Annotated in this window: 12 protein-coding genes and 3 pseudogenes; 11 read left to right on the forward strand and 4 right to left on the reverse strand. The window is 64.0% G+C overall.

The annotated features are described in order from the left end of the window. Window positions 1-89 precede the first annotated feature (89 nt). Window positions 90-1,868 carry a molybdopterin-dependent oxidoreductase gene (locus E3N94_RS11355; protein WP_198416286.1) on the forward strand — a complete coding sequence of 593 codons (1,779 nt, stop codon included), beginning with the start codon at window positions 90-92 and terminating at the stop codon, window positions 1,866-1,868. Window positions 1,869-2,133: 265 nt separating this feature from the next. Here E3N94_RS11355 and E3N94_RS11365 read toward each other — a convergent pair whose 3' ends face one another. After that, window positions 2,134-2,499, reverse strand: a complete 366-nt coding sequence (locus E3N94_RS11365; RefSeq protein ID WP_166790101.1) for a hypothetical protein — start codon at window positions 2,497-2,499, stop codon at window positions 2,134-2,136. Between the two features lie 10 nt (window positions 2,500-2,509). On the opposite strand from E3N94_RS11365, the pseudogene E3N94_RS11370 reads away from it, so the two are divergent. Both E3N94_RS11370 and E3N94_RS16600 read left to right on the forward strand, forming a co-directional pair. After that, window positions 2,510-3,280, forward strand: a pseudogene (locus E3N94_RS11370) (IS30 family transposase); the annotation flags it as partial. A 316-nt stretch (window positions 3,281-3,596) separates the two neighbouring features. Beyond that, complete coding sequence (locus E3N94_RS16600; protein ID WP_166790103.1) at window positions 3,597-3,758, forward strand: hypothetical protein; 162 nt, start codon at window positions 3,597-3,599, stop codon at window positions 3,756-3,758. Between the two features lie 192 nt (window positions 3,759-3,950). On the opposite strand, the pseudogene E3N94_RS17515 reads toward E3N94_RS16600, so the two are convergent. Continuing rightward, window positions 3,951-4,097, reverse strand: a pseudogene (locus tag E3N94_RS17515) (prolyl aminopeptidase); the annotation flags it as partial. A gap of 264 nt (window positions 4,098-4,361) precedes the next feature. Between E3N94_RS17515 and E3N94_RS11380 the strand changes: the two are divergent. Then, the gene (locus tag E3N94_RS11380) at window positions 4,362-5,099 is read left to right on the forward strand and encodes a hypothetical protein (RefSeq protein WP_134570265.1); all 738 of its coding nucleotides are present in this window, start codon (window positions 4,362-4,364) and stop codon (window positions 5,097-5,099) included. Between the two features lie 22 nt (window positions 5,100-5,121). Continuing rightward, a complete protein-coding gene (locus E3N94_RS11385; protein ID WP_104102295.1) occupies window positions 5,122-5,625 on the forward strand; it encodes an SRPBCC family protein in 504 nt (167 codons plus the stop codon). 598 nt (window positions 5,626-6,223) lie between these two features. On the opposite strand, the gene E3N94_RS11395 is transcribed toward E3N94_RS11385, so the two are convergent. Beyond that, window positions 6,224-6,628 carry a heavy metal-responsive transcriptional regulator gene (locus E3N94_RS11395; protein ID WP_134570267.1) on the reverse strand — a complete coding sequence of 135 codons (405 nt, stop codon included), beginning with the start codon at window positions 6,626-6,628 and terminating at the stop codon, window positions 6,224-6,226. Between E3N94_RS11395 and E3N94_RS17605 the strand changes: the two genes are divergently transcribed. Next, window positions 6,515-6,982, forward strand: coding sequence for a hypothetical protein (locus E3N94_RS17605; protein WP_347232701.1), 468 nt, complete (start codon window positions 6,515-6,517; stop codon window positions 6,980-6,982). The two genes, E3N94_RS11395 and E3N94_RS17605, sit on opposite strands and share 114 nt — an antisense overlap. A gap of 160 nt (window positions 6,983-7,142) precedes the next feature. Here E3N94_RS17605 and E3N94_RS11410 read toward each other — a convergent pair whose 3' ends face one another. Then, window positions 7,143-8,552 (reverse strand): CoA transferase, encoded by a 1,410-nt coding sequence (locus tag E3N94_RS11410; RefSeq protein WP_104102287.1) that lies wholly within the window; start codon window positions 8,550-8,552, stop codon window positions 7,143-7,145. Between the two features lie 460 nt (window positions 8,553-9,012). On the opposite strand from E3N94_RS11410, the gene E3N94_RS11420 reads away from it, so the two are divergent. The 5 genes and pseudogenes from E3N94_RS11420 to E3N94_RS11440 all read left to right on the forward strand — a co-directional run. After that, a complete protein-coding gene (locus tag E3N94_RS11420; protein ID WP_134570270.1) occupies window positions 9,013-10,665 on the forward strand; it encodes an ABC transporter substrate-binding protein in 1,653 nt (550 codons plus the stop codon). After that, entirely contained in the window at window positions 10,662-11,627 is a 966-nt protein-coding gene (locus tag E3N94_RS11425) for an ABC transporter permease (RefSeq protein ID WP_241987118.1), read from the forward strand. Before E3N94_RS11420 ends, E3N94_RS11425 begins: the two co-directional genes overlap by 4 nt. Beyond that, the gene (locus E3N94_RS11430; RefSeq protein ID WP_233191474.1) at window positions 11,624-12,469 is read left to right on the forward strand and encodes an ABC transporter permease; all 846 of its coding nucleotides are present in this window, start codon (window positions 11,624-11,626) and stop codon (window positions 12,467-12,469) included. The genes E3N94_RS11425 and E3N94_RS11430 overlap by 4 nt, the downstream gene beginning before the upstream one ends. Continuing rightward, window positions 12,466-14,040 (forward strand): ABC transporter ATP-binding protein, encoded by a 1,575-nt coding sequence (locus E3N94_RS11435; RefSeq protein WP_134570271.1) that lies wholly within the window; start codon window positions 12,466-12,468, stop codon window positions 14,038-14,040. Before E3N94_RS11430 ends, E3N94_RS11435 begins: the two co-directional genes overlap by 4 nt. Then, window positions 14,031-14,191 (forward strand): annotated as a pseudogene (locus E3N94_RS11440) (transposase); the annotation flags it as partial. The gene E3N94_RS11435 and the pseudogene E3N94_RS11440, both read left to right, overlap by 10 nt. Window positions 14,192-14,340 lie beyond the last annotated feature (149 nt).

Genomic DNA, 14,340 nt, shown 5'->3' on the forward strand with positions numbered 1-14,340 from the left:
CCCTGAGCTACTGGCCTCAACTCACCCTGATACCTAGGGAGATCCCGTCAATCTGGTGCTGGCATTGTAGCGGTTGCTAAGCTCACGAAATGACGTCCGGACTGGAAGATCAGAATGTTCCCGCCCCCGATCGTGGGCCCGGGGGGATGCGAAGCTTCCGTTCGGAGCTTGACAGCACGCACTACACCGCGGTCGACGAACACTGGGCAGGCGGTCTCCCAGCCCAGTACGGTGTCGCTCCGCGGGTGCGCATTGGTAAGAGCAAGTGGTTCAACCTGTTGTGGTTGATTCCGATCGGCTTGGTGCTCCTGGTCATCGGCATCGCGGTAGCGAAGGGGATACGCGAGCTCCCTGCCGTGCAGGATTTCATTCAGCAGTATCCTGGCGAGTCTGAGCTTCCGGAGAACGCGCCGGTGGGTTTCCCTGCATGGCTGGGCTGGCAGCATTTCCTGAATGCTTTTCTGATGATCTTCATCATCCGCTCCGGCGTCACAATCATCGCCGATCACCCGCGTTTGTACTGGTCCAGACACTCCACACCGGGTAAAGACTGGCTGCGTATGCAGAAGCCGGTGCCGAGTGATCCGCTGTATACGGCGAAGCAGGATTCGATCACCTTGCCGGACGGCGTCGGCTTGCCAGGGCGTCGTCACTCCATCGGGCTCGCCCGCTGGTGGCACCTCGGCGTTGACACGTTGTGGTTACTCAACGGAATCGTGTTCTACGTTCTGATCTTCGTCACCGGCCAGTGGATGCGCTTGGTCCCCATGAGTTGGGACGTCATCCCGCATTCCATTTCGGTCGCAATCCAATATCTGTCGCTGGACTGGCCCACGGAAAACGGCTGGGTCAACTACAACGGACTGCAACTGATCGCCTACTTCATCACCGTGTTCATCGCCGCTCCGGCCGCTCTAATCACCGGGCTCGGGATGTCACCGGCGTTGTCGACCAAATTCCGGACCATCAGTTCGGTCTTCAGTATCCAGGTCGCACGATCACTCCATTTCTTTGTGCTCGCCTGGTTCGTCATGTTCATCATCATCCACGTGACCCTCGTGCTGACCACCGGCGCCCTCCGCAACCTCAACCACATGTACGCGTCACGGGACGACAGCTCCTGGGTCGGATTTTTGATCTTCGCCGCCTCGATGGTGGTCATCATCGTCGGCTGGGTGGCGGCGACACCGTTTACGTACCGGCATCCGCGTGTGGTGCAGAAGGTGGGGTATGCGCTGATCGGTCCCGCGCAGCGGTTGTTCGAGCACATCGATTCGAAGCCGGGTCAGTACACGGAGAAAGATATCTCTCCCTATTTCTGGCATAACGGTAAGTCCCCGGAATCGGAGGAGTACAAGAAGCTCCAAGCTGGCACCTTCACGGATTACAAGCTGCAAATCGGTGGGCTCGTTGATAATCCGGTGGAGTTGGACCTTGAGCAATTACGGGCGCTGTCACACCACGAGCAAATCACGCAGCACTTTTGCATTCAGGGCTGGTCGGGTGTCGCGAAGTGGGGCGGCGTCTCAATGCAGACCATTCTTGACATCGCGAAGCCGAAGCCGGAAGCGAAGTGGGTGATTTTTTACTCCTTTGCGGTCGGTCCTGATGGTGGGATTTACTACGACGCTCAACCGATCGAGCAGATGAGTTACAAGCTGACCATGCTGGCCTATGACATGAATGATGAAACGCTGTCGTTCGGTCACGGTGCTCCGCTGCGGTTACGCAACGAGGTGCAGCTCGGCTTCAAGCTGGTCAAGTGGATTAAGGGCATCGAATTCGTCGAAGACTTCTCCGAGGTCGGCGGTGGTCTGGGTGGGTACAACAACGACCATGAGTTCTTCGGCTATCGGCAATCCATCTGACATCCCACGCACTGACCGACAGGTTGGAACAACTTACGATCGGAAGTCGGCTAGCCACAGGTCGGGGCCGAAGACTTCGTATTGGATGTCTTTTGCGGGTATGCCGCGGGCGATTAGCGCGCTGCGGACGGATTGCATGAAGACCACGGCCCGCACAGGTAGTATTCGGCGTCCGTGGGCAGTTCGATGGTGCTGACGTCCGTGAATCCGGCGAGTTCGCCGTCGATAGTCTGCGTGGATTTCGTGGGTTCCACATACCAGGTGATCAGGGATGCGTCGGGAAATTTGCCAAGTCTGCCCTGATTTGGTTACGCAAGGCAAAGGTGTTTGCTGAGTTGCCAGCGTGGAGAAAAGCCACCTTTCGTTGGCTGCCGGTCATCACAAGGTGGGAGAGCATGCCCGCCATGGGCGTGACGCCGATTCCAGCGCTGGCGAGAACCACCGGCCGGCCGGTGAACTCCGGGACCACATCGCCGAACCGAGCACTCAGCACCACCTCATCACCGATTTGGAGGCTGCTGTGTAGCAGGTTGGACACCTCCTCCTCGGGGGTCTTCAGACCATGAACCCGCTTGACGGAGAACTGCCGGTGCAGATCGTCGTCAGCGCGGGTGAGGCTGGTGCGCCGCATCGCAGCGGCACTGGGCCGGGCGCCGTCAACGATCAGCCGGGAAGTGGCCAGAAACCAGGTCGCCGGCCGCTACGTGCCCTCGCTCGCGCAGGAGCAGACCTGGGCACGGGCTCGGCGGCCAAGAGCCCGGAAGCTGGACGGATTAGCGTTACGGGAACAAGTCGCCACGATGCTCACCGATCGGTTCAGCCCGGAACAGGTTGCGGGTCGACTGAAAGTCAAGCATCCGGAGAATCTGGAGATGCAGGTGTCACACGAGACGATCTACCGGGCCCTCTACGTGCAGGGCCGCGGATCGTTGCGCTTGGAAGTTGCCACCGCGTTGCGGTCGGGGCGTGTCACACGGCGCCCGCAGCGGCCGGAGGGTCCGCGGCCGCAGAGGTTCCGGGAGATGGTGATGATCTCTGACCGGCCGCCGGAGATCGAGGACCGCGCCGTTCCCGGGCATTGGGAGGGCGACCTGATCATCGGCTCGACCTCGTCGAAGTCCGCGATCGGAACCCTTCTCGAACGGACTACGGGATACGTGATGCTGCTGCATTTGCCCGGGGATCACACCGCTCGCACCGTGGCCGACGCGATGATTGTGGCAATGAATACCCTCGTGGAACAGCTGCGCCGTTCGACCACCTGGGATCAGGGAGCAGAGATGTCTCGACACCAGGAAATCACGATGGCGACCGGGATGCCGATCTGCTTTTGCGCTCCGCACTCGCCCTGGCAGCGTGGCAGCAACGAGAACACCAACGGGCTCTTGCGCGAGTACTTTCCAAAAGGCACAGANGCCCGCAGAGGTCCTCGCCACGCTAACCTCGAACCCAACCAATCAAACCGGTGTTGCAGACACCACTTGAATCCGCCCGATATGAGGCGCCTAGGTTAAGTGACACACTAGATCGCGCAGGAGTGGTTCACTCCTAAGTGAAAATATCCAGCGATCAGAGCGACCTTGGATGCGAACCGCTTCAAGACCGCCCGCTTAGTGTTCCGGCCTCATATCCTGCGGTGCATGGGATCTCCGTAACGCTCGGTCGTCTCGTTGTTGCACTGGTGTCCACTTGCACGGATCACGTGGAGGGTTACATCTGGTCCGGCCTGTGCCAGCACCTGGGCACGTCGACGGGCCCGCCGAGGTCGAGCTGGCCGTGGAGCAAGACGCCGGGGATTCCGGCGAGGCGGTCATCATTACGCAGCAGTTGGTCTTCCTCGAGCCGGGCCCGGTGCGTGAAGTAGTGCGTCACGATGCGGGCGAGCTGTAGCTGGAATGTGGGTCGGTGAAGCGAGGGCTGGGTGCCGAGCCGGGTTCGAGCGAGACGGCGGCGTCTCCCCAGTCGCACCAGCGCTGCGCTGCGTATCACTGTGGCGTCGTCGCTGTGGTTGAGTAGGCGGTTGTAGGCGGCGACGCGGTCACCGTCGCGCTCGGAGGCGGGGACTCCCTCGTGGAAGCGCTGTCATTTCTCGGGCAGGTAGCGGCCGGTCTCGTGGCGGAGCCAGCGCACGCCGCTGCGCTGGGTCATGGTGACGGAGGCCAGGACTAGGGTGCGCACGTGCTGCGGGTAGCACTCGGCATAGGTGAGGGCCAGTGTGCAGCCCCAGGATCCGCCCCAGAGTCACAGCTCGGAACGGTGGAGAACCGAGGGTGGCTTGTGGCCTATTCAAATACCCGACGCTAAGTGTTTGTGGCGTTCGGCAGCGATCGTTCGCACGACATGCCCAGAAGTGGAGGAGCGCGTGTCACTTACCGTGTAAGCACCAAGGTAATGAATGCGACTCTGAGCGATACGTCATCCCGAGGCACCCATCGAGTCCACCTCGCCAAATCGATCTCGGTCGTGCTTGCGGCACTGACCTAGGGTGGACGCATGGACGCTGACATCAACTTCTACTTCGACCCGGTCTGCCCCTTCGCCTGGATGACGAGCAAGTGGGTGCGGCAGGTGCAGGAGCAACGCAACTACACCGTGGACTGGCGGTTCATCTCGTTACGCCTGATCAATGCCCAGGCCGACTACGACACGCACTTCCCTCCCGAGTACGAAGCTGGACACACCGCCGGACTCAGGCTCCTGCGGGTAGCCGCCCGCGCGCGAGCGGAGCACGGCCGCGAGGCGATGGCGCCGCTATACGCCGCCTTCGGGACCCACATCTTCGACACCGCCCCCGGCCCGGACAACCATCGGACCGAGGGTGAGGTGCGTGAGCTCCGCGGGACGCGTGAGTTTGCGGAGCCGATCCTCGCCGAGGCGGGCCTACCGCCCGAGCTGGCGGAAGCTCTCGACGACGAGTCATGGGACATCGAGATCCAGCAGGAGACGGACGAGGCACTCTCGCTGACGGGAAAAGACGTGGGCACGCCCATCATCCACTTCGAGCCGCCCGCCGGTGCGGCCTTCTTCGGGCCGGTGATCAGCCGGCTGCCACACGAGGACTCGGCGGTCGAGTTGTGGGACCACGTGGTCGGGCTGGCCCGCTTCCCGGGTTTTGCCGAACTCAAGCGCAGCCTGCGCGAGCAGCCACAGCTGGCCGCGTTCGGAGTCGACGCGGACACGGTCGGAAAGCAAGAAGACTGGCACGGCGGCAGCCGGCGGCAGCAGAAATGACCCCCTCCATTAGGGTAAATGCATGAATGAGACGAGCACCCTCAGCCACCAGGAGTCCATCATCGTCGAGGCGTCGGCCGCGTTTCTCTATGACCTACTCTCCGACATCACCCGCACCGGAGAGTGGAGCCCGGTCTGTACGTCATGCTGGTGGGATGACGAGGCCGAGGCCGGTCGGGTCGGTGCCTGGTTCACCGGGCACAACGAGCTCCCACACCGGACCTGGCAGACCCGGTCCGAGGTGGTGACGGCAGAGCACGGACGTGAGTTCGCCTGGGTGGTGGGCGGCAGCTTCGTGCGCTGGGGCTTCAGCTTCACCGCCGCGGAGACCGGGACGATGCTCACCGAGTCCTGGGAGTTCCTGCCGGACGGGATCGCCATGTTCGAGGAGAAGTTCGGCGAAAAGGCGCACGCTCAGATCACCGACCGCACCCAGCAGGCCCTCGGTGGCATACCGAAAACCCTCGCAGCGATCAAGCGGATCGCCGAGGTCTCCATCGACGTAGGGGCGAAAGCCCAGTCTTGACCGGGCCGCTCTCGGAGCGCATCGTGTCGTTGTAGAGCTGCCAATGACCGCGACCGGATCGCTTGGCGTGGAACAGGTCGGAATCGGTGTCGCGCACCAGGCTGGCTATTGTCGAGTGTTCCGTAAACAATGCGATGCCAATCGATACCGTGGGCAGAGTGTGGCGCCCATGGATGCTCAGTTCGGTGCCGACAGCAGCGGCGATGCGCGCGGTCAGGTACTGGTGTGGCTCGGCCGTCCCCATGCGGTCTTGCCTTCAACGCTCACGTTTCGTCCCTGGCAATCCTGCAACTCGGGACAGGAGCAGATGCCCCACCGGGCGGGCCGGCCCAGCGCACACTTCCGCTAGTCATTCGTGCTTCGATCCGTCACGGAGGATCGGTAGGTACTTCCACAAATCCCGCTGCGCCAGGTGGGCGCGTGCCCTGAGGCACGTCGTCCTGCGGTCATCCGCCGATGAGGGTTCGAAGGAGCGGCAGTCTTTGCGGGAATTGGAATCAGTGGCCGCATAGGTGACAGATTCGGTTCTTTTGTGTGAATGGCAGCGCTAGATGGCGGTGAATTCGCATCGCTTCATGGCATGGGTGAACGTTGCGCGCTACTGGTGAGCGTGGGTGATGACGTGGCAGACACCGCCCGCTTCGCAATCGCCTGGGTCGAGATGCTGGCTCGCGTCGATGATGTGTTGCAGCTCTGTTTCAAGGAGTACGAGTTCTTGTTGGCGGCGGTGCACATCCGCAAGTCTTTTCAAGAGGAGGTTGGAGACGTGTTCGCACGGCACCTCGCCAGCTTTTCTAACAGTGATGATGCCGCCAATTTCGGCCAATGTCAGACCAGCCGTCTGGGCAGACCGAATGAACCGCAGGCGCGATAGGGCCGCTTCGTTGTAGTGGCGGTAACCGTTCCCCCCACGTTCGGCGTGATCCAACAGGCTGCGCCGCTCATAAAACCGGATCGTCTGTGCGGTTACGCCGCTCGCGATGGCCAGGTCTCTAATCTGCATATTCCCATTTCACCACTTGACCTTGCACTGCGGTGCAACGTTTACGGTGAAGGCATGGATATTACGTTGCAGTACTTCGATGGGTGCCCGAACTGGAAAATCGCTGCTGAGCGGCTGGCGTTGATCGCGGCTGCATGCCCCGGCATCGTTGTGACCCGGCGGTTGGTCGAGAATGTGGAAGACGCAGAGACAATCGGTTTTCGGGGATCTCCGAGCATGCTGATGGACGGAACAGACCTTTTTCCCGACCTATCGGCGTCGGTCGGGCTGGCCTGCCGCATCTACAAGACCCCCACGGGACTAGCCGGCGCCCCAACACTGGAGCAACTGCGCGATGCGATCACTACAGCATGAGCGGCATAAGTAAGGAATACGACCTGTTCGTGATCGGTGCCGAAATGGCCGGCACCACAGCAGCCAACAGGTGCGCTGCACAGGGATGGCGCGACACTAACCTTCAGCGGGCGGCTTTCGCCATGCTGCACTTGCCGATGGCGCACCTTCCGGGTGGGACTTATCGCTCGCCGCTGGCGGATCGTGACTCGGCCCATTCCGGCTGGTCCGCTCCCCACTGGCTGCCGATCCACCTGTAGCGATTCGGACCGCCGCTAATGCTGATCGCGGGTGCGGCACAGGTGACGGTCCCTTCTAACGTTTCCGCGTTCACGGTTTGGATCTCATATGGGCCGGCTTCGGTCTGCGGGGAATGAGGCTGGGCGAGTAGCTCGTGAGCGACCCGGGCCAGTGAAATGTCGACGGTCCACCCGTGCCCGTCGAGGTGGCGACGTCGAAGTGCTGACATGATCCCGGCGGCAAGTAGGTACCCGGCGGAGTGATCCAGTGCTTGGGCCGGCAAAGCTCCTGGCCTGCCGGTGCCGTCTGCGTGAATCTGGGCGATGCCGCTGGCTGCTTGGACGATGCTGTCGAATCCTCGGCGCTCGGCCCAAGGTCCGCTTTGCCCCCACGCGCTCACCCGGCCGATAACGAGCCCTGGATGGCGGTTGTGGAGTTCGACCGGCGAGAGGCCGAATTGGTTGAGGCTGTTCGGTCTGTATCCCGAGACAACAACGTCGGCTTCCGTCAGTAGCTGTTCGAGGCGGTCTCGATCCGGTTTGTAGCCGAGATCAAGGAGCGCGGAACGCTTCCCTTGCCCGGTGTCGAGGTACTGCCAGGGGAGTTCCGGCATGCCAGGATTGTCGATGCGAAGGACATCTGCCCCGAAGAACGCGAGGCTGCGAGTGGCCACCGGCCCGGCTATGACGCGGGTCAAGTCGAGCACCCGAACGCCCTCCAGGGGCGCGTGTCTGTCGGCCGACCCCAGGCTATGGAGGCCCGAGTCTCCTGCCTGCTGCACCAGGCTGATGAAGGGAGCTGCTTTCAGGGATTGGGCTTGAGGATGTCCTCTCCAACTGCTCGGGCTGCGAACCGCGCTGATCACCGCACCAGAATCTGATGCTTCATCCTCCAGATCGAGGGCGCTGCGGCGCGAAATTGCGCGAGCGACAGCCTCGGTGGTGGCGGAGCCATCCAATCTCAGTAGTGAGCGCAAAGCCGCTTCGTGATGGGGATAGTTGGCGTGAGTGCGAACCCAACCGTCGCTCGAGGCGAAGAATCCGGACAGGGGCGCCCACGCTGGCGCGGGGTCCCCGTTCCACCGAAATAGTTGGTCACTCCGGAAGGCGCCGGCGACCAGTTGCGGCGCAGAGCCCACCCGCGGAACTTCATCCGCCTTCGGATCCCGCACTTCCGAACGGACAAGGTGCAGTAACGAGGCCATCAGCTTGGTCGCCGCGATGCTGTCCGCGGCAAGATCCCCGACAGGCAAAGGCGACGAAAGCGGCACCGGCCCGGACAAACGAACACGATCGGCTAGCTCCGGAAGTTCCGCGGAATCGGAGAGAAACGTGCTGAGGAAGGTGCCCATCGGTTGCCTCCCACGCCCTCGACCGTGCACACGTGGGCGTGAAACCAGGCGACCATCGGTGATTCCCATTTTATCCCCATGTCACGGAGTGCAATTGATGTCATGAGGGGCCGAGCAATCACGGGACGGAATCAAAACGGGGGGAGAGCCGGCGATAGGCCAGCCAAGGAACCCCTTCCGCAAAGGGAAATGAAGGTCGAGGTCTATCGAACCTGGCGTGTGAGTCGAAGGCCGAATGGGTGTGGCCCGGCTAAATACCAAACGAGCGCGCCGAGTAGAGGCGCGAATACGACGGCGATCATCCAGAGGACTTTCTCCACCTCGGACTGGTCGCGGGTTCGCGCAAGGCGGTTTACGCGGTCACTCGTTCCGGCCGGCCTGCTCCACGGGCAAGGTACGTTTGATGGGCGGAGTCAATTAGTTGCTAGTTTGATTCGCACCTGAGAAAGAGACCCCATTTATGCGCTCTCGCGCCCATACAACATCCTGGCTGCGCGCCGCAGCTGCCATTATCGCCACCGTCGCTCTGGTTACGGGGTGCAGTGCCACCGCCCAGAACACCGCGGCCGACTCCACTACCCTGACCTACGCCATCAACGGTGGCACGCTCAGCGGCGGCAAGATGGACATTCACTCATCGGCCTTCCAAGCCACCGCCCTCGTGATGCGCAATTCCTTCGATTCGCTCGTCTATCAGAAGGCCGACGGCTCCTTCGTGCCGTGGCTCGCCACGTCGTGGCAGATCTCCGACGACGGCCTGCAGTACACCTTCGACCTGCGCGATGACGTCACCTTCCACGATGGCGAGCCTTTCAACGCCGAGGCCGTCAAGGCCAACTTCGAGCACGTGGTCGCTCCCGAAACGGCGTCAGCGGATGCCGCCAGCCTCATCGGGTACGCCGAAACCGGTGGCTTCTACGCGGGCACCGAGGTCGTTGACGAGTACACCGTGCGGGTCGACTTCAGCCAGCCCTACGCCCCGTTCTTGCAGGCCGTGAGCACCGCCAAGCTCGGCTTCTACTCGCCCGCGGCGCTGCGTGAGAACGCAGCCCAGCTGCCCGCCGGCGGCCCCGGCATCTCGGTGGGCACCGGCCCGTACGTGTTGAGCGAGTACACGCCAGACCAGAGCATCGTCTTCACCGCGAACGAAAACTATAACTGGGCACCGGATGGCAGCACCCACCGGGGCGCGCCGGCCATCGACACGCTCGAGTTCCGCATCCTGCCCGAATCGTCGGTTCGCACCGGCGCACTCACGAGCGGTGAAGCACAGATCGCCAGCGACATCACCCCGAACGCCGTGGGACAGATCGGTGACGAGTTCACTATCGAAAACGTGACCATGCCGGGCCTGCCGTACACCCTGTTCCTCAACGAGGCGCACGGCGTCTTCGCCGACGAGAATGTGCGCCGCGCCTTTGCCCTCGGAGTCGACATCGGTCCGGCCGTGGAGAGCATCTACCAGGGGCAGGCGGAACGCGCGTGGAGTATCCTTTCCCCGGCCACCCCGAACTCCTACGATCCGAGCCTCGAAGACAGCTGGGCCTTCGACCCCGATCAGGCTAATGCCCTGCTCAACGCGGCCGGCTGGACCGAGCGCGACTCCGAGGGCTACCGCATGAAAGACGGAGCCCGACTCAGCGCGCAGTGGCTCGCCTATAACCCTGTCTCCGATGCCAACGCGAGCTTCGGAGACGTCGTGCAGTCGGACCTGCGCGAAATCGGCTTTGAAATTGTGCGCGACAACCGTGAAATCGCCCAGTACTACGAAGCATTCGACCAGCGTAATTACGACCTATCAGACTGGAGTTTTCCCAGTGTCGACGCCGACGTGTTGCGCGCCCACCTGCACAGCGGCGGCTACAAGAACGGCTCATCCACCGCCGATCCGGTCGTTGACACGCTTCTCGACAACGCCATCGCCACAAGCGACCCGGCCGAACGCGAGTCCCGCTACCAGCAGCTACAGCAGTGGAACGCTACCCACGTCGCCATGGTTCCGATCACCGTGCCCACCGCGATCACCGCATACAGCAAGACCATCGAGAACCTGAGCTTCGACCTGTACGGGCAGCCGCTCTTTTACGAGGCGTCCCTCACGACCGCTCCGTGATCGAACGCCACGGGCACGCACGCGGCGCTGCCCGACCGGGCGCTCGCCTGCTCGGTCGGCTCGGCGGCATGGTGCTCGTGGTGTGGGGCGCCGCCACGCTGGGATTCTTCGCATTGCGGCTGATCCCGGGCGACCCGGTGAACGTGCTCATCGGGCTCGGCAACGTCTCGACACAGGTACGCGACCAGATCCGCGAAGACTGGGGCCTCGCCGACCCGCTTCTCGTGCAATACCTCGGCTACCTCGGCCGCCTCGTGCAGGGCGACCTCGGAACGTCGTACCGCAGGCAGCAACCCGTCGCCGACGTGATCGGCCAGCAACTCGTGCCCACCGTGCAGCTGATGGCCCTCGCCGTTGTGTTCGCGCTCCTGCTCGCGCTCGGGTCGGCATTGCTCGGGCGCGGCCGGCGCACAGCACCGCTGGCCGGCCTGCTCGAACTCGTTGCCGTGTCGTCGCCCACGTTTTGGATCGGTCTCGTGCTGATTAGCGTCTTCGGCTTCGGGCTTGGCTGGTTTCCGGTCGTCTCCACGGTGGGGTTCGGCGCTCTCCTCCTGCCAGCAGCGACCCTCGCCATCCCGGTGGCCGGCATCATCAGCCAGGTGCTGCGGCAGGGCCTCGATGACGCAGCAGCGCTGCCCTTCGTCGACACCGTGCGTGCCCGTGGTGCCAGCCACACCCGGCTCGTCGTGCGCCACACCCTGCGCCACGCCGCCGCCAGCAGCATCACGCTCACTGGGTATATGGTCGGCTCGCTGCTCGGCGGGTCGGTGCTGGTCGAGACCGTCTTTGCCCGCCCAGGGCTTGGCCGCGTAGCCCTCAACGCCATCGTTGACCGGGACGTACCCGTGGTGCTCGGCATTATCGTGCTCGCCGCGGTGGCCTTCTCCGTGATCAACCTGCTCGTCGACCTTGTCGCCGACCGCATCGACCCGCGCCTGGAGACTAAGCAGGCCTACGCATGAGCGTCCTCGTCGCCGTCCGGTCACGTCGAGTCAAGCGGATGCCCGCCCCGGCACTCTGGGCCGCCGCCGGGTTCCTCGTGCTCCTCGTGGTGTCGGCCCTTCTGCCCGGGGTGTTCACCGCCGCTGACCCCCTGCGCACCGACATCGGTGAGGCGCTGCTGGCGCCCGGCCCCGGGCATCCGTTTGGAACGGACCAGACTGGCCGCGACGTGTTCGCACGGGTGATCTACGGTTCGCGGTACTCGCTCGCCATTGGCTTCGGTGCCACGCTGATCGCTCTGGTCGTGGGGCTCGTGATCGGCTCATTCGCTGGGCTTATGCGCAGCCTCGGCGACGGTGTGCTGAGCCGCGCCATCGAGATCGTGATGGCCTTCCCGGAGTTTCTGCTGGCCCTGATCGTGATCGCAATCATCGGCCCGGGGGAGGCGAGCCTGCTCGTGGCCGTGGCCCTCGCGGTGATCCCCTCATACGCGCGCGTCGCCCGGGTGCAAACCCTCGTGGTCAAGCGCGCCGGCTACGTGGAGGCCGCGCGCACGCTTGGTGTGTCGCCCGCGGTGACCGTGCTGCGCCACGTGCTACCCAACACCCTCGGCCCGCTGCTGGTCATGGCCACCATGGGAGTCGGCACCGCTATCACTGCCGCAGCCGGCCTGAGCTTCCTCGGCCTCGGGCCGAAGCCGCCAACGCCGGAGTGGGGACTCATCCTCTCGGAAGGCCGCAATTTTCTCGCCAGCGCCTGGTGGATCGCCGTGTTCCCCGGGCTCGTGATCACCGCCACCGTGGTGTCGACAAGCATTCTAGGCCGACACCTGCAGGCCCGAAGCGCGCGGCGGCAGCGATGAGCGTCATCACGGTGCGCAACCTGCGCGTGGTTCTGCCGGGCTCGGCGACCGCCGTGGTCGACGGCGTCTCGTTCAGCATTGCCGCCGGGCAATGCCTCGGCATAGTGGGGGAGTCCGGTGCCGGTAAGACGGTGACCGGCCGCAGCCTGATCGGACTCACCCCGGAGGGCGCACGGGTCACCGCCGAGGAACTGACCGTGGCCGGAGTTGACGCTCGAGACCTGACCGAGCCGGCTTGGCGACGCCTGCGCGGTGCCCGCGTTGGCCTCGTGAGCCAGGACGCCCTCGTCTCCCTTGACCCGCTGCGCCGGGTGGGCGCCGAGGTGGCCGAACCCCTCGAGGTGCACGAACCCACACTCGGCCGCGCCGACCGTGCCGGCCGGGTGCTGCAGCTGCTCGATCAGGTGGCCATGCCAGAGCCCGCCATGCGCGTGCGTCACTACCCGCACGAACTTTCCGGTGGCCTGCGCCAGCGCGCACTCATCGCCTCGGCCCTCGCGGCTTCGCCGGCCGTGCTGATCGCTGACGAACCCACTACGGCCCTCGACGTGACCGTTCAGGCCCAGATTGTGATCCTGCTGCGCCAGCTGAAGGAGTCGGGCCTCGCGCTGCTGCTGATCAGCCACGACCTTACGATTATCCGCCAGCTCGCCGACGACATCGCCGTGATGAAAGACGGGCGGTTCGTCGAGTTGCAGCCTGCGGCCGACCTGTTCGCCGCGCCGCAGCATCCGTATACTCGCGAGCTTCTGGCGGCGGCGTCGCAGAGCCGACCGCCGGCCCCGCCGAACACCGGCCCCGTGGTGCTCGCCGCGCGGGACCTCGCCAAGACCTACGGCCAGGCGGCCGCGCAGCTACACGCTGTGAACGGGGTCTCGTTCGAGCTGCGTGCCGGCCACACCGTGGGCATCGTGGGCGAGTCGGGGTCGGGCAAGAGCACGGTGGCACGGATGCTGCTGGGCACGGAAACCCCGGACCGCGGCGATGTTCTGTTGCACGGTGAGCCCTGGAGCCGAGTGCCGGAATCGACGCGGCGGGCCCGACGCGGCGGCATCCAGATCATCCACCAGGACTCCCTGAGTGCCTTCGACCCGCGGGCGACAGTACTGCAGATCCTGTCGGAGGCAATCGCTCTGGATGGCACCCGGCTCGGGCGGCGTCGACGGCGCGAACGCCGGGCGCGGGCGATCGAGCTACTCGAGCTGGTGGCACTGAACGATTCCCTGCTGGGGCGGCGGGCGCACCAGCTCTCCGGCGGGCAGCGCCAGCGCGTGGCGATCGCCAGGGCGCTGGCCCGGCAGCCGAGTATCTTGGTCTGCGACGAGCCGGTGTCGGCGCTGGACGCGTCTATTCAGGCCCAGGTGCTCAAGCTGCTGGCATCCTTGCAGGAGACGACGGGGCTGGCGATGGTGTTCATCTCGCACGACCTCGCAGTGGTACGCGCGCTCAGCCACGACATCCTCGTGATGAAGGATGGCGTTGTCGTGGAGCAGGGACCGGCTGCGGCGCTATTTCTTGCGCCGCAGCATCCGTTCACCCGGGAACTGCTCGCCGCGCACGCCACGGCTTAGTCGGATCAGCCAACGGCCGGGTCGAATCCATGAACACCAAGATCCGACTCATCACCCGCATCGCTTTCGGCTTCACATCCCCGACGCCCTGATCGCCCTCACCATGCTCAGCCTCGGCGGCCATAAACCGGTACTCCCGAGCAGGGTTTAACCCACGGTTACGACAGGACAGCCTTCACGACGACCAGTTAATTGGGATCATCCTCCGCCTCGGACATCGTCGGGAGATAGACGAATCCCGATAAGTGAACGCCCATCGGCGCACACGAAAGGAACAACATGACGGCTCTGGCCGCGCTG

It is taken from the genome of Cryobacterium sp. Sr3 (assembly GCF_004402835.1).
In the GTDB taxonomy this organism is placed as follows: domain Bacteria; phylum Actinomycetota; class Actinomycetes; order Actinomycetales; family Microbacteriaceae; genus Cryobacterium; species Cryobacterium sandaracinum.